At 44.3% G+C, this 22,436-nt stretch carries 12 protein-coding genes; 9 read left to right on the forward strand and 3 right to left on the reverse strand.

The features are described 5' to 3' along the window. Positions 1 to 22 precede the first annotated feature (22 nt). Together V7Q33_RS12550 and V7Q33_RS12555 are read right to left on the reverse strand one after the other, a co-directional pair. Positions 23 to 1,528, reverse strand: coding sequence for a RagB/SusD family nutrient uptake outer membrane protein (locus V7Q33_RS12550; protein ID WP_331982311.1), 1,506 nt, complete (start codon positions 1,526 to 1,528; stop codon positions 23 to 25). Between the two features lie 22 nt (positions 1,529 to 1,550). After that, on the reverse strand, positions 1,551 to 4,544 hold the full coding sequence (locus V7Q33_RS12555; protein ID WP_331982314.1) for a SusC/RagA family TonB-linked outer membrane protein: 2,994 nt from the start codon (positions 4,542 to 4,544) through the stop codon (positions 1,551 to 1,553). Between the two features lie 263 nt (positions 4,545 to 4,807). Here V7Q33_RS12555 and V7Q33_RS12560 point away from each other — a divergent pair, with 263 nt between their 5' ends. Further along, positions 4,808 to 6,655: a glycoside hydrolase family 13 protein gene (locus V7Q33_RS12560; RefSeq protein ID WP_333820051.1), complete on the forward strand. Its 1,848-nt coding sequence runs from the start codon at positions 4,808 to 4,810 to the stop codon at positions 6,653 to 6,655. A gap of 86 nt (positions 6,656 to 6,741) precedes the next feature. Here V7Q33_RS12560 and V7Q33_RS12565 read toward each other — a convergent pair whose 3' ends face one another. Further along, positions 6,742 to 6,951, reverse strand: coding sequence for a hypothetical protein (locus V7Q33_RS12565; RefSeq protein ID WP_331982320.1), 210 nt, complete (start codon positions 6,949 to 6,951; stop codon positions 6,742 to 6,744). 221 nt (positions 6,952 to 7,172) lie between these two features. On the opposite strand from V7Q33_RS12565, the gene V7Q33_RS12570 reads away from it, so the two are divergent. From V7Q33_RS12570 to V7Q33_RS12605, 8 genes are all read left to right on the forward strand, one after another. Then, complete coding sequence (locus V7Q33_RS12570; protein WP_333820052.1) at positions 7,173 to 8,006, forward strand: MBL fold metallo-hydrolase; 834 nt, start codon at positions 7,173 to 7,175, stop codon at positions 8,004 to 8,006. A gap of 543 nt (positions 8,007 to 8,549) precedes the next feature. After that, the gene (locus V7Q33_RS12575) at positions 8,550 to 10,448 is read left to right on the forward strand and encodes a transglutaminase-like domain-containing protein (RefSeq protein ID WP_333820053.1); all 1,899 of its coding nucleotides are present in this window, start codon (positions 8,550 to 8,552) and stop codon (positions 10,446 to 10,448) included. Positions 10,449 to 10,491: 43 nt separating this feature from the next. After that, positions 10,492 to 12,567, forward strand: coding sequence for a DUF3857 domain-containing protein (locus V7Q33_RS12580; protein ID WP_333820054.1), 2,076 nt, complete (start codon positions 10,492 to 10,494; stop codon positions 12,565 to 12,567). 993 nt (positions 12,568 to 13,560) lie between these two features. Then, complete coding sequence (locus tag V7Q33_RS12585; protein ID WP_331982332.1) at positions 13,561 to 15,921, forward strand: mechanosensitive ion channel family protein; 2,361 nt, start codon at positions 13,561 to 13,563, stop codon at positions 15,919 to 15,921. 211 nt (positions 15,922 to 16,132) lie between these two features. After that, complete coding sequence (locus V7Q33_RS12590; RefSeq protein ID WP_331982335.1) at positions 16,133 to 17,179, forward strand: LacI family DNA-binding transcriptional regulator; 1,047 nt, start codon at positions 16,133 to 16,135, stop codon at positions 17,177 to 17,179. Between the two features lie 189 nt (positions 17,180 to 17,368). Continuing rightward, positions 17,369 to 19,777 carry a glycoside hydrolase family 31 protein gene (locus V7Q33_RS12595; RefSeq protein WP_333820055.1) on the forward strand — a complete coding sequence of 803 codons (2,409 nt, stop codon included), beginning with the start codon at positions 17,369 to 17,371 and terminating at the stop codon, positions 19,775 to 19,777. Positions 19,778 to 19,927: 150 nt separating this feature from the next. Then, positions 19,928 to 21,217 (forward strand): MFS transporter, encoded by a 1,290-nt coding sequence (locus V7Q33_RS12600; RefSeq protein ID WP_333820056.1) that lies wholly within the window; start codon positions 19,928 to 19,930, stop codon positions 21,215 to 21,217. Continuing rightward, positions 21,214 to 22,410, forward strand: a complete 1,197-nt coding sequence (locus V7Q33_RS12605; RefSeq protein ID WP_333820057.1) for an alpha/beta hydrolase-fold protein — start codon at positions 21,214 to 21,216, stop codon at positions 22,408 to 22,410. Before V7Q33_RS12600 ends, V7Q33_RS12605 begins: the two co-directional genes overlap by 4 nt. The last annotated feature ends 26 nt before the right edge of the window (positions 22,411 to 22,436 follow it).

A 22,436-nucleotide genomic window follows, 5' to 3' on the forward strand; every position in this document is an offset into this window, starting at 1 on the left:
TTTTCATAAGGATAGTAACTGATTAATAACCAGGGTTAGGCTGTAGATTCGGGTTGGAGTCCAATGCCTGTTGAGGTATCGGGAACAACACGCGGAAAGGTTCTGTAACCGTCTTCTCTGCCCAGGTGCTGGTAAATGTACCGAAACGTATCTGGTCTGTACGGCGCACGCCTTCCCAGTATAACTCACGTCCGCGTTCATCCAGCATGGCGGACTCATTCAGCGAACCGAGTGCAGATGCGCCCCGTACAGCACGCAGTGCATTTACCATTTCCAGCGCAGTTTGTGAAGCCGTGCCGCCACGCATAATCGCTTCAGCTTTCATCAGGTATGCATCGGCATAGCGGAAGAATATATATTTACCCTGATCGGCCGGGTGATACTTGATAACGCGAATACCTTTGTTGGTGGCAGCACCGGTGAGCGGTACATCTTCGGTAAACACAAGCGGCTTCTGCGTACGGGAGTCTACAAGCGGAGTACCATCATCTTTATACTGTTGCCCAATGAGGAATCCGCGCTTGATACCGTAATAATTTTTACCGAGTGCTGCTATACTTTCAGCATGCTTACGGCTGTCGTTGTCTTCAAACTTGGCATAGAAGTCAGCCACTGTAGTAAATCCATTCCACCCGCTGGGGTTCTGATCGTAGTGGAGTGTCATGTATATACGATTCTGCGGTGTTCCTGAAGGGCTGGTAAAGATCAACTCTTTGGAAGCCACGGTACGGAAGTTGTCGAAGTACTGCGGTTCGAATGAATAACCATCCGCCGTAATAGCATCTACATAACCAATTACTTTATCCATGTCGGCCTTGTCGAATGTATACGGGCCTTCGGGTACAGCGCTTTTGTATACAGCCTTGTTGAGGTATAGCTTGGCGAGCAGAAAGTTTGCAGACGCTTTGGAAGCCTTGCCATTGTCGGCACTCGGGCCTCTTACAGAAAGGTTTGGCAATGCTTCTTCCAGGTCTTTCACAATGAAATCGAATGCTTCTGAACGTGTCATTACTTTCGGATTTACATCCACACCTTCATCCACATTTCTGAATGGCACCTGACCATACAAGTCCATTACAAAGAACATGAAGAAAGCTCTCATGAATTTAGCTTCGGCAGCCTGCGCATCGCTTGGGCTGGAGGCCAGTATCTGGTTGCATTTGAATGCACGCTGGTTCAACTGGTTCCAGCTATCCAATATCTGCTGGTGTGTAGGGTCCCAGGTATGCTGGTGCAGTGTTCTCCATACACCATTGTCACCCCAGTCAACACCGCGTGTAGGCGGCAACATTTCATCTGTGGTTTGTTCGTATAGTGCATATACGTTTGCCTGATCGGTTAATGCACCCAGGTCAGCATATACAGAACTCAGCAAGCTGGCAGGGTCGCCTTCAAATTTACCTCCCGAGGTATTGATCACTACCGAATCCTTCTCCGTGGTATTCAGATCCGTGCAGGCTGTGAGCGCCATTGACATTCCCACAGCTCCCAACAATACCTTTTTTAATATCGTGATGTTCTCTTTCATAAATCAATTTTGTTCTTAACCATTAAAATGTTGCATTAACACCGAATGTAAGAGTCCTCGCACGAGGGTATCCCGCATAGTCAATGCCCAATGAAGGAACGTTGTTCAAAGCTTTGTTCACATTGACCTCAGGATCCTGTCCTTTATAGCCTGTAAAGGTTAACAGGTTCTGACCCGTAACACTCACACGCAAGGATTTGATAAATGTGTTGGTAGTAGGAATGTTATATCCCAGCGTAACGTTTTGCAATCTTACAAAAGATCCATTCTCCAGGAATCGGGTAGAAACATCGGGAGCATTCAGGTTGCTTTCACCATTGCCCACCACATTTTTGGTAACGTTACGTCCGTTTGCCAATGAACCTGCCGTAAAGTAAGCGTTCGCGGTGTTGTTATAGATATACTGTCCGAACTGACCCGAGAAGAAAATGCTGAGATCAAAATTTTCATAACGGAAATTGTTGGTCAAACCAGCATTGGTGGTTGGCAACGGACTTTTTCCATTGAGAAATTTCTGGACGTCACCTCCGTTATAGATTGATATACCATTTTCATCGAAGCCGGCGAAATCACGCAGGAACCATGCATACAAAGGCTGATTGTTGGCAATACGCTGCGCAAAGGCACCGGTCAATCCCTGACCGTTGATCTGGCCGGTGTTCAACAGCCCCTTGAAATTCTCTACACGGTTTCTGTTAAAAGCTACGTTACCAACGATCGTCCACTTGAACGATGAGTTGTTTACCACATCACCTTCCAACGCAAGTTCAACACCTTTGTTGATCACATTGGCATTGAGATTGGTATAGGTAAAGGGCTGTGGTGCAGGTTGCGCGCTGATCACTTGTATCAACAGATCGCTTGTGTTTTTGTGATAGTAATCAATAGAACCTCTCAAACGGTTATCAAAAAATCCGTAATCAATACCAATGTTAATCTGTGATGTAGACTCCCACTTCAGGTCAGAATTCTTGAACGAAACACTTCCGATATCGGCCTGATCCAGCGTACCGCCCGTGTTGAAGTTACTGGTGTTGTAGCGCTGTCTTTCCTGGTAGAGGTTGTGCGGTATTTCCTGGTTACCGGTGATACCATACCCCAAGCGCACGTTCAAATCAGAGAAAGCTTCGGGTATAAAAGCTTCCTCACTGGCGCGCCACTTAAAGGCAGCAGACGGGAAGTAACCATATTTGTTATTACCACCGAACTTTGTAGAACCATCGGCACGTAACGTACCTGTAACTATATATTTATCACTGATGGTGAAATCGAAACGACCGTAATACGATTGAAGTTCATCCTTCACCGCTGACGAGTTACCTGTCATCGAGATCTTTGTAGGATCGATTGCTGCGAGGTTATTGATCATCAGATCAAGGTTCGAAGTTCTGAAATTGGCAAGCTGTATATCTCTGCGGCTATTCGAGAAGCTCTGATAAGAATATCCTAACAAACCGGTAAACTTCACACTGGAGCTGAGCTCTTTATTATAGGTAAAGTAGTTTTCCCATAGGTTGTTGGAAACTTCTATATCGTTGAGATACGCGCGGCCTATACCAAATATACCATTGTTGGCTCTCAGGTCGCGCGAGAATGCAGTCTTTCTCGAAGAGAATGAGCGGTCAAAACCGAAAACAGTTTTGAACGTCAGGCCTTCAATAATCTTCAATTCGGCCGAAACGTTTCCCAGGCTGCGCAAGGTATTGGTAAAGCTTCTGGAAAGTTTCAAATACGCCACCGGGTTAGGCTCAACGTTTGATGGCTGATACGGTGTTCCATCCGGATTATATACCGGAGCGGTCGGGTTTGATTTTAATGCCGAACCAAACAAGTCGCCTTCAAAACCTGAGTTGTTGGTGATCGGTACGTTATCGTCATGAACATCGGCAACGGTTACTTGTGTGCTCAACGTCAGGCGATCGTTCAGGAATTTTTTTGTACCCTTCAACAGGGCAGTATAGCGTTTCATACCACTGTTTTTGATGATACCTTCCTGGTTCTGATAACCAAGCGATATACGGAAGCTTCCGGTGGCATCTGCACCACCGAATGACAGGTTGTGGTTGTTGGTAACTGCTGTACGCAATACCTGGTTTTGCCAGTCGGTGCTTGCACCTTTATCCAACGCAGCTGCTGCAGTCGCACCGTTGAACTGTGTATAGGCGCTGATAAACTCATCGCGATTTAACAGATCCAGTTTCTTGGTGATATGGCCAAAGCCCAGGTTGTAAGAATATTCAATATTGCCAGCACCTGATTTACCACTCTTGGTAGTAATGATTACTACACCGTTCGCACCTCTGGATCCATATATAGCGGTGGCTGATGCATCTTTCAAAATGTCGATACTCGCTATATCGTTCGGGTTAATAAAGTTAAGCGGGTTCTTGGGAGGGCTGTCGCCAAGTGCTCCGTTTGAAGCGCCCGGGCTCACATCGTCACCGCTCAGCGGCACACCATCTACCACGAACAGCGGGTTGTTACCACTGCGCACGGAAGATGTACCACGAATACGCATATTTATACCAGCACCCGGCTCGCCGCTGGCAGAAGTGATCTGCACACCCGCCGCACGGCCCTGGATCAATTGCTCGGGCGATGCAATAACACCACCGTTAAAATCGCCAGGTTTCAGCGAAACCAATGCGCCCGTTGCATCTTTCTTATCGATCTGACCGTAACCAATTACAACCACTTCCGAAAGTGCTGTTACATCAGATGAGAGTGGTACGTTAATGGTCGTGCGATTGTCGACTGCAATTTCCTGCGATTGATAGCCTACAAATGAAAATACCAGTACAGCATTGCCTGGCACTGTGATGGTAAAATTACCGTTAGCATCTGTAACGGTTCCATTGCTGGTTCCTTTTTCAATAATGTTTACACCGGGTAATCCGGAGCCGTCATCAGCAGCCGTCACTTTACCGGTTACAGTACTCTGCGACCAGGCCAGTGTGGTGATCAGAAACAGTAGAACCGTAAGATACCTGCTTGCATACAGATAAAATTTTGTCATACGTTTTTGGTTTGGGTTAATTATTTATTGATTTCCATCCCGTAGACAGTTGCTCTACTGCACACGTTTGAAATCGAATATCAATATAACAACAAGTCATGTAAAGTTTTATGATAAACTTAACAATTTTTAATCGGAAACGGAACCGCAAACGTTTTCATAAACTAACTTTTCAATTAAACTGGTACCAAAACGTTTGTTTTTGAATTTTTACCCATAGCAGAAATAACAGCTTTCAATTATTTTAACCCAATCCATTTTCCATGAAGTTTATACACCAATTTTTCACCCTTGCTCTATGCCTGGCATCACCTTCTATCAGGGCACAGGCTGTTGAAATATACCCCCCTAACTGGTGGATAGGAATGAAACACAATACTGTTCAACTCCTGGTAAAAGCAAGTGATGCAGGGTTTGGCAAACGCGATGTTTCGGTGAAGCACGCGGGCATCACCGTTGCAAAGGTTAATCGTCTTGAAAATGGTAAGTACCTCGCCCTTGATATTATTGTACAACCCGATGCAACCCCGGGAACTGTTGTGTTTGATTTCAAGGCCGGTAAAAAATCACAAAAAGTAAATTGGGAGTTAAAACCACGCGATAAAAATCGTGCGTATGCCCAAGGCGTTACATCAGCTGACTTTATATACCTGGCAATGCCCGACCGCTTCAGCAATGGCGATGCTAGCAACGATAAAATAAAAGACATGCGCGATCAGTCTCTCAACCGTGATTCTATTTTCTATCGTCATGGGGGCGATCTGCAAGGCATCATCAATCACCTGGATTATTTGCAAGACCTGGGCATAACCACACTCTGGATGACACCGGTGTTTGAGAATGATATGCCCGATCGTACGGAACACGGCTACGCCATTACGAACCACTATAAAATTGATGCGCGACAGGGTGACGCTGCTTTGTATAAAAAGCTCAGCAATGAATTGCATAAACGCAACATGAAGCTCATTCAGGATGCCGTTTATAACCACGTAGGACTCTACCATTTCTTTGTGCAGGATAAACCTACACATGATTGGCTGCACGAATGGCCGGCCTATACCAATACCACATATAAAGATCAGCCCTTGATGGATATACATGCATCCGCTGCCGACCAGGAACGCATGAGCGATGGATGGTTTACGAAGTTCATGCCCGACCTCAACCAACAAAACCCGTACGTGGCCAACTTCCTGATACAACATGCGCTGTGGAGTGTGGAAGAATTTGGTGTAGATGGATGGCGTATCGATACCTATATATACAATGATCTGGATTTTATGAATCGCTGCAACCAGGCATTGTACGATGAATATCCGAACATTACCTTATTTGGAGAAACCTGGGTGCATGGCGTTTCCAGTCAGGCATTCTTTACACGCAATAACTTTACAATACCTTTCAAGAGTAACCTGCTGGGTGCTACTGATTTTCAAACAAACCTTTATGGCATTGTGCCCGCGCTCAATGAACCTTTCGGCTGGACCAACGGTGTAAACAAATTATACCAGACACTCGCTGGCGATTTCATGTATGAAGACCCGATGAGGAATGTAAACTTCCTCGACAATCACGATATGACACGCTTCTACTCTACCGTGAATGAAGATCTGGCGAAGCACAAAATGGGAATTGCCTGGCTGCTTACCACGCGCGGTATACCGCAGCTATACTATGGCACCGAAATCATTATGAAAGGTATATCAAATCCGGATGGCTGGGTACGACTTGATTTTCCCGGAGGGTGGCCTGGCGACAAAGCTAACAAGTTTACCAAAGAAGGTCGTACGGAAAAAGAAAACGAAGCTTTCGAATGGACGAAGAAGCTTGCCAACTTTCGCAAGTCATCGTCAGCTATTAAAACCGGTAAGCTGATGCAGTATGTTCCGGAAGACGGTGTATATGTATACTTCCGTTATGATGACAAGCAAACAGTGATGTGCGTAATGAATACCCAGGACAAACCGATGACGATAGACACAAAACGTTTTGCAGAGCGCATCAAGACGTTCAGCAAAGGTAAGGAAGTGTCTACCGGAGCTGCGTATGATATAAAGCAATCGCTCACGATTCCTGCCAAATATGTATTCGTACTCGATCTTCAGTAACAGCAACAGTATAAAATAAAAAGCAGAGCTTTCGGGCTCTGCTTTTTGCTTGTAAATATAAACCTATGCTGAACACTTCAACGATTTCATTTGATACGCTGGGGCTCTGTCACCGTGCTGCTGGTAAAGATGATGTACATCATCCCTCCTACACCCATCATGATGATACCGATTAATCCGATCGCAAAAATTACCGGGTTGCCTTCAACGAGGTCTTTCCAGTAATTATATACAACCACAAATGAAGCCGATGCAAACACAATAAGCAGGAGAAAAAGAACAAAGATTGATTTCATGGAGCAATAGAGGTTAAGTGATGTGAACTCCTGATTGCAAACATGTTGCCATTTTACTAATGGCCGCACACGGTGTGTATTCAAGGGATTTATAACCATCGTATCTCCCAAAAAGGAGCTTGGTTTCCCGAAAGTCTTTCAAAAAATTCTTAAAAAATCAATCGCATTCCTCACGCTTTCGTTGAATTTCTGACAATCAACCTTGTACTTTCGCACAAATCATGTCGCTATTCATTGCATCGCTCAATTCCGGAAGCAACGGCAACTGTTACTATGTCGGTAATCAGCACGAAGCCGTTTTGATCGATGCCGGTATCTCCTGCCGCGAAACAGAGAGGCGCATGAATCGCCTGGGGCTATCGCTGCGAAAAGTAAAAGCGATCTTTATTACCCACGAGCACTCCGACCACATTAACGGTGTAGCCATGCTGGCAAAGCGATACCAGTTGCCGGTATATATTACCACGCCTACATTGCAGAATGGCGGACTGAAAATACAAGAGCACCTTGTCTATTCGTTCCGGGCATTTGAACCGATCATAATCGGCTCGCTTGAGATAACAGGATTTCCGAAAGAGCACGATGCCTGCGATCCACATAGCTTTGTTGTTACAGACAATAACATTCGTGTAGGCATCTTTACGGATATAGGTCTCCCCTGCCGAAATGTTACCAATCATTTCAGTCAATGCCACGCCGCTTTTCTCGAAGCCAATTATGATGAGGAAATGCTGGAGACAGGTAAATATCCTTATCATCTAAAGAATCGCATCCGTGGCGGCAAAGGACATCTTTCCAACAGGCAGGCGCTGCAACTTTTTCTAAAACACAAACCTGCTTTCATGAGTCATTTGTTTTTATCACACCTCTCCCGCGAAAACAACCGCCCTGAACTTGTGCGCGACCTGTTCACTAAAAAAGCAGGGCGCACCGAAATTATAGTAGCCTCACGCTACGAAGAAACACGCGTATATCACATCCGTAATCTGAGCAGACTTGGGTATAATGTAAAATCATCGGTAGTGGATATGAAGATGCAGTTGTCGTTGTTTTAGGACAATGTATTGGATGATTACAAAACTGAAATACTAAAACAATGGTGTATAAGTGAAGCATCATCTTCCAATTCGCAGTGTTTATTAAGCTGTGTTTCCAGTTATTTTTTCTTCAAGGCAGGCGATCTGTTTGTTCTTACGAATACACTTTTTCTTCAAAATTCCATACTTCAGTCTTGATTAGGCTGTAAATATTTTGAATCAAAATGGAACCCTCGTTAACCGCATTGTCACGTATAGCACAGGCGTTGAGTATTCCCGGTAAAGATCTTATCAACTTTTAAAGTTTTTTCTTTCAACGAGGAAATTCCGATCAGTCTAAGTAAAACATATACCCCATATAGCCTCATCTCTGTCAAAACTTGTTAAACAACAGACTGTTATCTCTTCTACAATCCATGCGATAACGCATTTATAGTGCGATGTATAGAAAAAAACATACATACTTATTAAAGTAATAACTCCTGTTGGTAGATTTACACAAAAAGAATACTCAGGAACCGTTGTAGAATCCTGAACACCTAACCTCTCGATGTACCTGCTATGAAATACTTTATTTTACTCGCTACACTCCTGCCGGGTGTTGTCTTCTCTCAAATTTCTCAAGACTATTCCAAAATCGCTATTGGTCTGCAACAACAGTATAAAGACAAAGAGGCTGTTGTCATGCAATCCAATATCCGGTACGACTTTGCCAGAGATCCCAAAACTGGTGCCAGGGTTACTGTACAAACACGTGAAAAACTACTTTCGTTGCGCTACAATGCTTCTATTTTCCGCACGCAATACTACGATCAGAATTCGGAAATAGAGAACTTCGCCGCGGAGAGCAACCTGAAACAACGGGCTGTGAACACAGCGAAATTCTGCGGCAGCTATACGCATGATGGATTGTTTTACGATGACAGCAAGTTCTGCACACATCAGCTAAAGCTAAAGGAAGTGGGTGAAGTATGGGATGTTACGTGCACTGAAAAAATTAACGATGCAAAGTATCTTACTTCGATATATTTTGCGGAAGATCTGCCCGTACAGGAACGCAAAGTCTCGTTTTTTATTCCGCATGAAATTTCCCTGGAAATCCGCGAGTTTAACCTGGAACAATACGCCATTACAAAAACGGAAAAAGCAGAACCTGATGGAAAATTTGTTGAATATACCGTAAAAAATCTCCCCGGGTTGATACACGAATCATTCGACCGCGGCATGCAGTTTAGTCAGCCACATCTGCTTATTCTCCCGAAGTACGCAACTGCCAGCGGCAAAAAAGTAAATATACTTTCATCGCCTCAAGATCTGTATGCATGGTATAGCAGCCTGACCAAGCAACTTCATCCGAATCAACAAGCCCTTACACCTACTGTAAAAGAGTTGATAAAAGATAAAAAAACTGACGAAGAAAAAGTGCAGGCTATCTATTACTGGGTTCAAGACAACATCCGCTATATAGCGTTTGAAAATGGTATAGCCGGATTTAAGCCAGACGAAGCACATGCAGTATTTGAGAAGCGTTATGGCGATTGCAAAGGCATGGCTAACCTGATGAAAGAAATGCTGACGGTAGCTGGCTATGATGCACGCCTCACCTGGCTTGGTACACGCCGCATTATGTACGACCAGACTATTCCAAGCCTTGCGGTAAATAACCACATGATCTGTACGCTAAACCTGCACGGCAAGCGATACTTTTTGGATGCCACCGAAAAATATATACCCCTGGGGCAAAACGCACAACGCATTCTAGGGCGCCCAGTGATGATTGAAGACGGTGACAATTTTATAGCTGATCAGATCAAAGAAACGGAAAAGAACCTGGATGCTGATAACCGCACCATCAAAGCGTCTATCAACGGAGAAACACTGCAGGGTAAATATGTAGTTAACCTGAAAGGTGAGGCTAAAAAGAATTTTCTTTTCCAGTATCACTATACGCGCAATGAAAAAAAAGAAGAGTTTATTGCTGATTTTATGTCGTATGGCAATAAAGGTGTAAAGACTTCAAACCTGAAACTCCCCGATCTCGAAGAACGAAGTGGTCCGCTGAATATTGAATGCGACCTGGTATATACCGGAGCTGTAAGTTCGTTCAACAACGAATATTACATCGACATCGATCCGGCAAAAAGCTTTAAGAACTGGAAAATCAAAGATACACGCCAGAGTGATATTGATTTTGGTGAACGCATAAATAACAAGACATCCATCGAACTGGATATACCCCAGGGCTTTATCGTATCGCACCTTCCTGAAAAGGTAGAGGTACGCGAGCCGGAATTTTCGTTCAGCATCCTTTATACGCTCGTAAACAACAAGATTATCTATACCAAAGAACTAAAAGTACCCGAGGGTATTATTACCCGAAGCGCTTTTCCCAGGTGGAACGAAGCCATTAAAAAACTGGAGAAGGCATACGAAAACCAGATTATTTTAAAAGCTAAATAGCTTCGTGTGTAAACCACTAACCTAATCTATCTATATCTATATCATGAAGAAAATGTTTATCGTTGCCGGCTTGTGTTTGCTGGCAGCTTCTGGCTTGCAGGCCCAGTCATCCGAAATCGAAAAGAAGATTAAAGAGGAGCTTTGGAGTACTTGCCCTCCTGAGTTTAAAGTTACAGCAGTTCCCGAAAAATGGAAAGATGAGTCGGCCGTTGTTCTCGCCTATCATCGTGAGTATATCTGTGATTTCACTACAAAAGTATGGGGCATGGGAAGCGTAAACCGTTTTTACATCGAAAAACTTAACTATCACTATCGTATTAAACTGCAGGATAAAGCAGCGGTAGTTGATTTCTCAGACATTGCCTTCGACAATAAAAAAATCAAGAGTAACCTGTTCGGTAAAGCATCGGCCTACAAAGTAATTGGCATAAAAGTTATCAAACCCAATGGCACAGAGAAAGAAGTTGATCTCTCGCAGGCAGTGAAAGCGGATGCATCCAGCGACAAAGACCTGAAAATACCGATTCCCAACCTGGAAACAGGAGATATCATTGACTATTTCATTGCAGTTCGCGATGAAAGCCTAACCAAACCAGAATTCGGCGATGAATATTTACTGGAAGCCAAGTATCCCATCGTTTCAAATACTATCACTTTTTCGATACCACACCAATTCAATTTTTATTACGATAGTTACAACGGTGCTCCGTCTTTTAAGAAGGAACAAAAAGATAATGACGTTATCTATACTTTGAAAGATGCCATGCGAGAGAAAGCCCCCGACATCTTATGGCACTACGCCTACCAGTCCGCACCTCATTTTCGATATAGTGTTACGGATGGTGAATCAAAACCTGATCCTGAGTTAAAGGCACGCAAAGTACTTGGCATGTCCTTTAATCCATCGGATATTGGGACGATGGTCGATTTCATGAATGATAATTTCAAGAAGACCAAAGATCAAAAGTTGATTTTGAATGAAATGTACTTCTTGCTGCGTAATCCGATCTATATGAAGGCCTACTATGGTATAGAACTTGGCGATCCGTTGAACGCACAAAGCCCAGCCAATTTTTTTATGTTCGCCGATAAATTCCTGGATAGATATAATATTGGCCATGACCTGCTATTGGCACCTTCACGCGATGTAGCTCCCTGGGAAAGACTAGTTAATCTCACCTCCTGCGAATTCTTCATGCGCATCAATACAACCCCTCCGGTATATCTGTCGGCTCCCACGCCTTTTAGCTTGCCAGGAGATATATACTATATGTTTGAAGGAAGTGAATACACAAATAATTATGGCAGCAAACATGAATTGCCCATTTCAACAGAAGATCAAAATGCTACACTGTCAACACTGGCTGTATCTTTTGATGCAGATAATACCGATCAATTAAAAATCACCCGTAACGTGCTGGCGAAAGGTCATAACAAAGCTATGCATCAATATCTGATCTTTACCAACTACGATTACATGAAAGCATACGACTTACCTAAATACCAAGCTGAAAGTTCGAGACTAATAGGTGGTATATTAAAAGACTTTAATAAGGAAAAGACTAAATATTCACAGCGCCTTACGCAGGATTACAACGAGCGCGATGAGCGCATCAAGAAAAATCTGGAAGAAGAGCTTGAAGCGAAAGTGGTTGAGTATAAAAATCTCAACATTAAAACGATCGGTATGTGGCAGGATACTCCAAATACAGAATACAGCGATGAATTTGTATTGGAAAACATTACCCGTAAAGCAGGCGGTAACGTAATTATCGAACTTGGTAAGCTCATTGAAAAACAAACTGAGATAAAAGAAGATCAAAAGATCAGGACCCGTGATATATACATGGCATATCCGCGTTCTTTCAATCACGAGATCATTTTTACAGTTCCCGAAGGCTATACCGTAGAAGGAATTGACGCCTTCAACAAAAAGGTTGAAAACAAGACCGGAGGATTTGTATCTACAGCCCGTGTGGATGGCAACAAGCTAACTGTAAAATCACGAAAGTACTACACTCAAAACACATACCCTGCAACAGACTGGACTGAGCTGCTTCCATTCCTGACCGCTTCCAACGATTTATTCAAAGCAAAAATATTATTGAAAAAGATATGACCGGTTCTTGTGGCCATGCGCTTTTCTTTTCTGGAAAAGCGTACAGCCCTAGGGAATAAGTAATACGTGTTGCCTAACCCCGTAATCTGAGCAGACTTGGGTATAATGTAAAATCATCGGTAGTGGATATGAAGATGCAGTTGTCGTTGTTTTAGTATGGCGAGCAGTTATAAACACTGTCTTATGGTCGAGTGAATATAAAGAACACTATTGTTCCAATCAGATACAGCACAACAACAATGTTATTAAGTAAGGATGGTGGCTTGGACAAAAATTGATTCACTATCTTTTTATATCGAGCCGAAACCAGAAAAACTATTGCATTTAGCAACAATAACATTATATAAGGAACCCAGAGCTCTCCATCAGTATTCTTAAGCCATGGCCAAATTGACAGTATATTCAACATTTCGAATGTCGAAATTATGAATACTGCTTCAATTGCTCGATTCCAATCTGTTTGATATGAAAAACCGCCTTCAATTTTCTTTAGCGATATGTATAACAGATAAAAAATATTATTATAAAACCCCATAATTTTATTCTTACGATTCAAAGTATTTTAGATAAAAGAGTGCCTGTTTGAAGTTAGGGTTAATGGAAAATACACTTTTCAAAATACTCGACAGTTAATATATCAATTGAGTTGTACAAACAATATTCCCTCCTAAAGTAATTATATATCTTACATGAAACATGTAGTGCGCCATTCTAAAATTGCTTAAGAAAAGTTTCCCTTTCATGGGTGATATCCACAACATCAACCATGACGTTATACAAATCTCTTTTTTTCTTCATAGAAGGCTGATATCCTCACAAAACGCTGTGCATCAATTCAGTGTATCTTCCTAACCGGCTTGCATCAGCAGGTAAAAACAGGGTCTCAACGGAATGTATTGCTGCCTGTTTCAATTTCTGTTTTTTCGTATGGTTCGTTTTGTATTTTGTGCACTGCTAAACTACCTGTAGCCTGTTGGCTGCTTTAAAACCTGTATGAACAGATTGAAATATTACACCCGGTATACGGCATCGTTGCTAATGCTTTTGTTGCTCGCCAGTTCGGCTGCATTATCTCAACCCGGTAAATTTTCCCGTAAAGACCGCGGAAGGTTCGCATTGTTTTCTGACTCTGCTTCTGCCACGGCTGCAGAATATATGCTTCACCTTGAGATGGCCTACCAGAAGATCGACTCGGTGCAAAACGTAAGCAAGCTCGGCCCGGAAATCATTATCATTGGTGAACGTTTACAAGAGAGCGATTCGATCGTTCATTTTGTAGACCAGAGCCTCGTTAAATATGAAGAGACACTCAATCTCCGGAACCTCGAAATATTAAAGATTCTGCTCGAAGATGCAGAACATGATCTGCACCGTTATCACGACACATTTAAAGAATCGGATGCCAGGTTAACCAGGCTTCGTAATGAGATACATGGTCTGCGTAAAGATTCTATTCTTCGTCAACTTTTCCACGATAGTGTTGCCCGCAAAAATTTTCTTCCGCAGCTAAGAGGTCTTCGTGATCGCAGAAGATATACCGACAGTCTGCTCACCAACAGTCTTACTACAATTCACAAACTGAAGACGGAGGCATCGGCAGGCTCTATCATTGCAGCTCAATTAATGAACCGGTTGAACAATCGCCTGAGTATGGCCGGCAAAAAAATTTTTCAGAAGGAAATGAATTACCTCTGGGAGAAACGAACCACCACCACTGCAGGCGAAAACTTATCGGAAGTATTTAAAGAAGAACAGCGGGCGCTGAAATTCTATTACAGCAATTCATCAGAAGACCGGTTGATACGCTGGGCATTGGGAATTGTATTTTTCTGGTGGGTAACACGTAACCTGCGCATATTGAAGCGCAGAGAAAAAACAAAGTCACTCATCACTTACGATATATCGCACCTGGCTCATCATCCTGTTGTATCTGCACTGGCGGTGGTCCTTAGCATTGCACCTTTGTTCGATTTGCACGCCCCTCCTGCCTATATGCAGTTCGTGCAACTTCTGCTGATTGTAACACTCACATTTATATACAAAAAACAATGGCCGCGTATACTTTTCAAATACTGGATCGGTATTACTGCGTTGTTCCTCATCTTTAGTTTCACCAACCATATACTGGTGCCATCGCTCATGCAGCGGCTATTTTTTATTGCGCTGAATGTGGCGACTATTGTGTTAGCACTGCTTTTCAGAAAGGCATTTCCGCGCAATCATCAGCTTGCCCGTTTTATCCGCGTGGTGTTGATTCTTGTCGTGGTTATGAATGTGTTGGCCATCATTACCAACATCAGCGGGCGCTTAACATTGTCGAATATGTTTAGCATTACTTCCATATTCGGCCTCACGCAAGTAATTGGATTATCGGCACTGGTAAAGATATTGGTAGAAGCAGTATTGTTGCAGATTCACACCAGTCGTGTGCAACAGGAGCTTACCAATACATTTGATCCTGCTCCTATAGTACAGAATTTCCGTAAGCCTATGCTGGGTGTAGTGTTGCTGATCTGGATTGCTGTATTTACTGCCAATCTAAATTTATTTGATGCATTGTTTGATGGCATTGGTAATATTTTGAATACCGAGCAAAATATAGGAAACACATCCTTTACATTGGGCAGCATCCTGTTGTTCTTCCTCATCATCTGGATTGCGCACTTCCTGCAACGCTATCTGGGCTATTTCCTCGGAGATATAGGAGACGATGAAGGCGAAAACCTAGCACACCGCTCCAGATTGTTAATGACGAAACTGGTTTTATTAGGTGCTGGTTATCTGCTGGCGGTATCTGCGTCCGGACTGCCGGTAGACAAAATCACAATTGTACTCGGTGCCTTAGGTGTTGGTATTGGAATGGGATTACAAAATATAGTGAACAACTTTGTATCGGGTATAATACTGATCTTCGATAGACCTTTGAAGGTTGGTGACTCTGTAGAAGTAGGAAGCCATGCAGGGCGTGTAAAGGAAATCGGCTTGCGTTCCAGCACATTGGTAACTACCGATGGCGCTGATGTGATTATTCCTAACGGCGATGTACTCTCACAACAAATTGTAAACTGGACATTGGGGAATACATATAAACGCGTTGATTTCGATATGACCATTGCTGTAGCGGAAGATAAAACAGATGCTGTGATCGGTGAGATCAAGGAAGCCATAAAAGCTACGGACTGTGTACTGCAAAAGCGCGAGCCTTCGATACTGGTGGAAAGTGTAAGCGACAGCGAGCTTAAACTGAAGATTTTCTTCTGGTGCGAAGATGTATACAAAGAAGAGCAAACACGAAGTGAAGTGCGCTACCAGGTTTATCGTACCCTGAAAGATCAAGGGATCAATTCAAAGTAATTTATCTCTTCTATCATTCTGTGTTAATCCAGTGAATTCTGTGGGTCAAAAAATGCATTTATTTTCCACAGAAATCACTATTGGAAACTTAAAAGAGGGACTAAAATTCACGAAATCGGATTCGTAATCGGAGCCGCACTCGTTTGCGAAGTTGCGAAAAAAGTTGTGCAAACGTTGCGGAGTTTAAACCGATAGTTCGTAAACTTGCATTATGAAGTATAATCAGGTCACCATTAAGGACATTGCCCGCGAGCTGGGCATTTCCCCATCAACCGTTTCCAGAGCGCTGAAAGATCACCCCGACATCAGTCCTGAAACGAAGAAAGCTGTTAATGAATTAGCAGAGAAACTGAACTACCAGCCCAACATCGTAGCACTAAGCTTGCGACAGAGCAAGACCAATACGATTGGTGTAATCATTCCTGAGATTGTACACTTCTTCTTTTCAACTGTAATCAGCGGTATTGAAGACGTTGCCTATAGTGCTGGTTACAACGTAATCATTACACAATCCAACGAATCGCTGCAGCGTGAGAAGACCGATATCAAGGCGCTGTTCAACAGCCGCGTGGATGGTATGCTCATCTCGTTGTCGCGCGAGACCAACAGCTTCGAACACATTGATGGTACACTGGCCAAAGGTGTACCGATGGTATTCTTCGACCGTGTATACGACACTCCTACTTCCAGCAAAGTAATTGTGGACGACCTGAGTGGTGCTAAAGATGCCACACTTCATTTGATTGAACAAGGATGCAATCGCATCGCTCACCTGGAAGGCCCTCCTAACCTGGGTATCACTAAACAGCGCCTGGAAGGTTACCTGGAAGCATTAAATGAAAGCGGTATACCTGTGAATAAAGACCTGATTATGTCGTGCCCACTGGGTACTATCGAAGAAGGTAAAGCAGCTACAGAAAAGCTGCTGAAGATGGAGAATCCTCCGGATGCCATCTTCGCTACCAACGACCCCGCGGCAATGGGTGCCATGCAGGCGATCAAAGAAGCAGGTCTGAAGATACCTCAGGATATAGCGGTGGCCGGCTTCAGCAACTGGTTCTTCAGTGCATTGCTGGAACCACCATTGACATCAGTAGACCAGCCTGGCTTTGAAATGGGTCAGGAGGCTGCCAAGCTTTTGATCCGACAGATCGAAGTGAAATCGAAAGATAACACAGATCCGACTCCGGAAACCAAGGTGCTGAAAACACGCCTCATCGTACGCGATTCTTCGCTGAAGAAGGGCAAGAAAAAGTAAATTTCAACTCCATCATAAATTAAGTCTTGGGTGAATTCACACAGAAGAATTTGCTCAAGACTTTTCTTTTTAAACAAGTTTTGTAATACTAACCAGTTACCGCAATCGATTTCTGTTTTTTAGTACCTGTCCTCGTAGGTTAAATGTGTTGAATTAATTTTACTTGAAGATATTAAGCTAAAACGCATCATGTCAAGAACGATCAATTCTCCTCTCAGCAAAAGTTTAGGATCACTGGCCGGTTGGAAACAAGTCGCCAACGCCATTGTGGGTGAAACTTCCAACGGACGATTTCAGATACAATTCTACAACGAAGGCACTACACGCATTTCTATAACCCAAGCCGATACATTTGAAGACTTTTCATATTCCGTAGTAGCTTCTCCGGCATTCAATCCGGTGGTTACCGACAACCAGGATGCACTGGAAGTACGTACATCAAAATTCATATTGCGCATCAGCAAAAATCCGGTGCGCTTCGGCTTTTATACGCTCGACAATCAACCGATCAACGAAGATGATCCCGGTTTTGGCACCAGCTGGAATGGCGAGCAGGTAACCACCTATAAGAAGATACAGGCCGGTGAGCGCTTTATCGGTCTCGGTGAAAAAACAGGGCCGCTTGATCGCAAAGGCAACGGCTATCAGAACTGGAACACTGATAATTTTGCATACTCGCCAGGTGCTGATCCGCTATATTGCTCTATCCCTTTCTACATGGGCGTGCACAATGGATTGGTGTATGGCATATTCTTCGATAATACGCACAAGTCGTTTTTTAACTTTGGTGCATCGAACAATCGCTTTACAAGCTTCTCTGCCGATGCCGGTGAAATGAATTATTACTTCATGTACGGAAGTTCCGTAGCAGAGATCATTCAACAGTATACACATCTTACCGGTCGCATGGAAATGCCTCCGCTGTGGAGCATTGGTTACCAGCAATGTCGCTATAGTTATTATCCGGATAAAGAAGTACTTACACTGGCGAAGACGTTTCGTGAAAAAGATATACCGGCAGATACCATCGTATTTGATATTCACTACATGGACCAGTATAAGATCTTTACGTGGAGCCAGCGCGATTTTTCCGATCCGAAAGAATTACTTGTGCAACTGCAACGCATGGGCTTCCAGGTAGTAGTGATGTGCGACCCGGGTATAAAAGTAGAAGAAGGATACGACACGTACGACAAAGGCATACGCGAAGATGTATTCATCAAATATCAGGATGGAACCAATTATACCGGGCAGGTATGGCCGGGCTGGTGTCACTTCCCTGACTTCACCAATCCTAAAACACGTATGTGGTGGCAAAAGCAATTTACCGACTATGTAAATATAGGGGTGGAAGGTTTCTGGAATGACATGAACGAGATTGCCACGTGGGGACAAATGATACCCGAGAACATTGAACTTGACTTTGAAGGCAACAAAGCCACGATGCGTAGGGGCCGTAATCTATATGGCATGCAGATGGCACGCAGTACGTATGAAGGTGCCAAGAACCTGCTGAAAGGAAAACGTCCGTTTAATTTGACCCGCTCTGGCTTTTCCGGCGTGCAACGCTACGCTGCCGTGTGGACAGGCGATAATGTAGCGTATGACGAGCACATGTTATTGGGCGTGCGCCTGGTAAACAGCATGGGGCTGAGTGGAATTGCATTCGCAGGATATGATGTAGGTGGATTTGTAGGCGATGCCAACTCCAAGCTCTTTGCCCGCTGGGTATCGATCGGGGCCTTCTCTCCTTTCTTCCGCGGCCATTCCATGATCAACAGCCGCGACTCTGAGCCGTGGGCATACGGCGAGGAAGTGGAACAGATATCGCGTAACTATATCAAATTCCGCTATCAGCTTCTGCCCTATTTATACTCCCTGTTTTATGATGCCAGCACCACGGGGATGCCCGTGCAGCGATCGCTCGCAATAGACTATACGCACGACTGGAAAATATACGATGGTCAGTTCCACAACCAATTCCTGCTCGGCCCCTCCATACTGGTGGCACCTGCCGAAAGCACGAAAGAATTTGTAAAGGTATATCTGCCGGAAGGCGAATGGTATTCACTTTACAACGGACAAAAGTATCCGGGACAATCCGAGATCATCGTAGAATGCCCGGTGCATCGCCTGCCGGTATTTATCAAAGGCGGAGCCATCATCCCGATGAAACCTGTATTGTCGAACACCAAAGAAGTCAGCGATCACCTCACGCTGCACCTGTATGCAGGCAAGCAGGATACATCATTTGAATACTATGAAGATGACGGCAGTACATTCCAGTACCAGGAAGGAAGATTTGCCAAACGCCTGGTGGAATATCGTCCGCATGAACGCATGTTCATCCTCAATGCAACGGAGGGTACATACGTATCGCCTGTTCGCAAGCTAAAGATTGTGTGGCATGGCTTTGATGCTACGCTGGCGGAAGCTGCCGTGAACGGAAATCCGGTGGCGGTGAACAACGATATAAACCAGTTCTTTGCCGCACTCGAAAAATTTGATCCGTTCTTCGATCCGGAACCCGCACCACGGGAAAATGTACACAGTGTGGAGATAGAATATTCAACAGCAGCCATCACCCTTCAATGGTGAGGTGGGATGTGGTTATCGTCAATAAAATTGGTATTGACTAAGATTTTATTGACTTTAGTACATCTACAATCGATTGAATAGCTAACAGTCTACATGGCCAAGCACACTACTCTGCAAAAACCACGGATGTCGTTCTGGCAAATCTGGAACATGAGTTTCGGATTTTTCGGAATCCAGTTTGGCTTTGCCCTTCAGAATGGAAATGCATCGCGCATCCTCGGCATTTTTGGCGCTCATGTAGAGCATTTGTCCCGGTTCTGGCTCGCAGCACCGCTTACGGGTATGATCATTCAACCGATCATCGGTTATTATAGCGACCGCACGTGGACTTCTTTGGGAAGACGGAGGCCTTACTTTCTTGCAGGTGCCCTCATTGCATCGGTAGCATTAATGTTCATGCCGAATGCAGATATACTGGTAAATATACTTCCGCCTTTGTACGCAGGTGCAGGTATATTAATGATCATGGACGCTTCCTTCAACGTAGCAATGGAACCCTTTCGCGCACTGGTGGCCGATCTGCTTCCCTCCGATCAGCGTACACTCGGTTTTTCTATTCAAACATTTTTGATTGGTATAGGAGCCGTGCTGGGTTCATTTTTGCCCTATATATTCGCTGAGTTCTTCGACATTGCCAAAACTGCAGCGCCCGGAGAAGTGCCTTTTAACGTTACCTTATCATTTTATGTAGGTGCCGCATCGTTTCTCATTGCTATACTGTGGACGGTCTCTACTACAAAAGAGTATCCTCCGCATGAACATGCGCATGAAGAAGATATAGCATCAACCCAAAAAGGATTAAGCCAGATCGTTTCCGATTTTAAAGGTATGCCGGCTACCATGAAACAACTCGGGCTTGTACAATTTTTCTCCTGGTTTGCTTTATTCTCCATGTGGGTGTTCAGCACGTCAGCCATTGCCACCCATGTATATGGATTGCCAATGAGCGATAGATCGTCAGAAACCTATCAGGATGCGGGCAACTGGGTGAGCGGTCTCTTTGGTATTTACAACGGTGTGTCGGCTGTTTATGCTTTGTTCCTGCCGGCCATTGCTAAAATGATCGGACGGAAGTTAACGCATGCTGTATCCCTTACTGCGGGCGGTATAGGACTGATATCCATTTACTTTATACACAACCCGCAGCTGCTTGTAGTTTCTATGATTGGTGTAGGCTTTGCCTGGGCAAGCATTCTCGCCATGCCGTATGCTATATTGGCCGGATCGATCCCTCCCTATAAGATGGGAATTTATATGGGTGTATTCAACTTCTTCATTACGTTGCCACAGATTGTAAACGGCATTGTAAGCGGCCCCATTGTAAAGTATATTTACGGATCACGCGCGATCTATAGCATTGTGATGGCAGGCGTGTTTCTGCTGATTGCTGCGTTCTGTGTTCGTTTTGTAAAAGACCAGGATGATGTTGTGCAAGTATGATCCGGCCTATACTATACGTCTCCGTTATCCTGTCATGTTACGCAACATATTCGCAAGACTATAACTCGTTTACCAAAACGATCCGTGCATTCTATACCCATCCTGCGGAAGCAGAAAAACAATTTGCATCCCTTGCCAGTAAAGAGCAGATACCGTTTGTAGTGGGCGACTCAGTTGCCTTTCTTTATCGGGGCGAAGCCATCAGCGTAGCCTGGATGGGCGACTTCAATGGCTGGGGATACGACAAAAATTTCAATAACAAAGGAACGCGTATACCGGGTACAAAAATCTGGATATTAAAAGCTTCCTTCCCTGCCGATGCAAGACTTGATTATAAAATAGTGGTGAATGAATCTACCTGGTTGCTGGACCCGGTCAATCCCAATCAGCAGTGGTCAGGTGTGGGTGGTGGAAGTCCTAACTCCGAGCTACGCATGCCTCGCTGGGCTGCCGATCCGCTCACAGAACCGATGGAAGGCATTGCCCGTGGAAAAATTCAGAAAGACCTCCTCGTCAACAGTGAACTGCTGGGCTACCAGGTAACGTATAGCATCTACACACCGTCAGCGTTCAATCCGCAACAACGCATGGTCTATCCGATTTTGTATGTTACCGATGGCTATGAATATATGCACGAACAGATGGGCAACATGCCTGTAATCCTGGACAACCTGATTCACCTGAAAAAGATCAAACCGGTTATTGTCGTATTCATCGATCACCGAGAGCCGGTTAACCGTTCCAACAACCGCAGAATGCAGGAGCTTGCCATGAATCCCGGTTATCTGGCCTTCATCACGACAGAGCTTATACCCAGCATTGAAGGGCAATATCCGATCTCCAGCGATCCGAAAGACCGCGCCATTCTGGGCACATCTATGGGCGGCTTAACGGCGGCTTATTTTGCCTTCTCGCGCCCTAATCTGTTTGGGATGGCCGGCATTCAGTCTCCGGCCTTCTGGTTCAAGCCCGACATCTATACATTATGCGATAACCCTGAAAAACCTCCGGTGAAAATCTTCATGACTACCGGCACGATTAATGATACAAAGGAGGGTGCTGAAAAAATGAGAACATTGCTGAACAAGAACGCCTGCACCTACCAGTTCCGCGAGGTGAACCAGGGACATTCATGGGGCAACTGGCGCGACCTGACGGATGATATTCTCATTTACTTTTTCCCTGCGAACTGATTAAATTCGGGCTTTTAATTCTACTT

This window comes from Ohtaekwangia sp. (genome assembly GCF_036786105.1).
GTDB lineage: Bacteria > Bacteroidota > Bacteroidia > Cytophagales > Cyclobacteriaceae > Ohtaekwangia.

Bases quoted from the DNA above. Each gene is read 5' to 3' on its own strand.
- V7Q33_RS12555 (WP_331982314.1), bottom strand. From the start codon at position 4,544: ATGACAAAATTTTATCTGTATGCAAGCAGGTATCTTACGGTTCTACTG.
- V7Q33_RS12565 (WP_331982320.1), bottom strand. From the start codon at position 6,951: ATGAAATCAATCTTTGTTCTTTTTCTCCTGCTTATTGTGTTTGCATCG.
- V7Q33_RS12580 (WP_333820054.1), top strand. From the start codon at position 10,492: ATGAAGAAAATGTTTATCGTTGCCGGCTTGTGTTTGCTGGCAGCTTCT.
- V7Q33_RS12585 (WP_331982332.1), top strand. From the start codon at position 13,561: ATGAACAGATTGAAATATTACACCCGGTATACGGCATCGTTGCTAATG.
- V7Q33_RS12590 (WP_331982335.1), top strand. From the start codon at position 16,133: ATGAAGTATAATCAGGTCACCATTAAGGACATTGCCCGCGAGCTGGGC.
- V7Q33_RS12550 (WP_331982311.1), bottom strand. From the start codon at position 1,528: ATGAAAGAGAACATCACGATATTAAAAAAGGTATTGTTGGGAGCTGTG.
- V7Q33_RS12560 (WP_333820051.1), top strand. From the start codon at position 4,808: ATGAAGTTTATACACCAATTTTTCACCCTTGCTCTATGCCTGGCATCA.
- V7Q33_RS12595 (WP_333820055.1), top strand. From the start codon at position 17,369: ATGTCAAGAACGATCAATTCTCCTCTCAGCAAAAGTTTAGGATCACTG.
- V7Q33_RS12605 (WP_333820057.1), top strand. From the start codon at position 21,214: ATGATCCGGCCTATACTATACGTCTCCGTTATCCTGTCATGTTACGCA.
- V7Q33_RS12600 (WP_333820056.1), top strand. From the start codon at position 19,928: ATGAGTTTCGGATTTTTCGGAATCCAGTTTGGCTTTGCCCTTCAGAAT.
- V7Q33_RS12570 (WP_333820052.1), top strand. From the start codon at position 7,173: ATGTCGCTATTCATTGCATCGCTCAATTCCGGAAGCAACGGCAACTGT.
- V7Q33_RS12575 (WP_333820053.1), top strand. From the start codon at position 8,550: ATGAAATACTTTATTTTACTCGCTACACTCCTGCCGGGTGTTGTCTTC.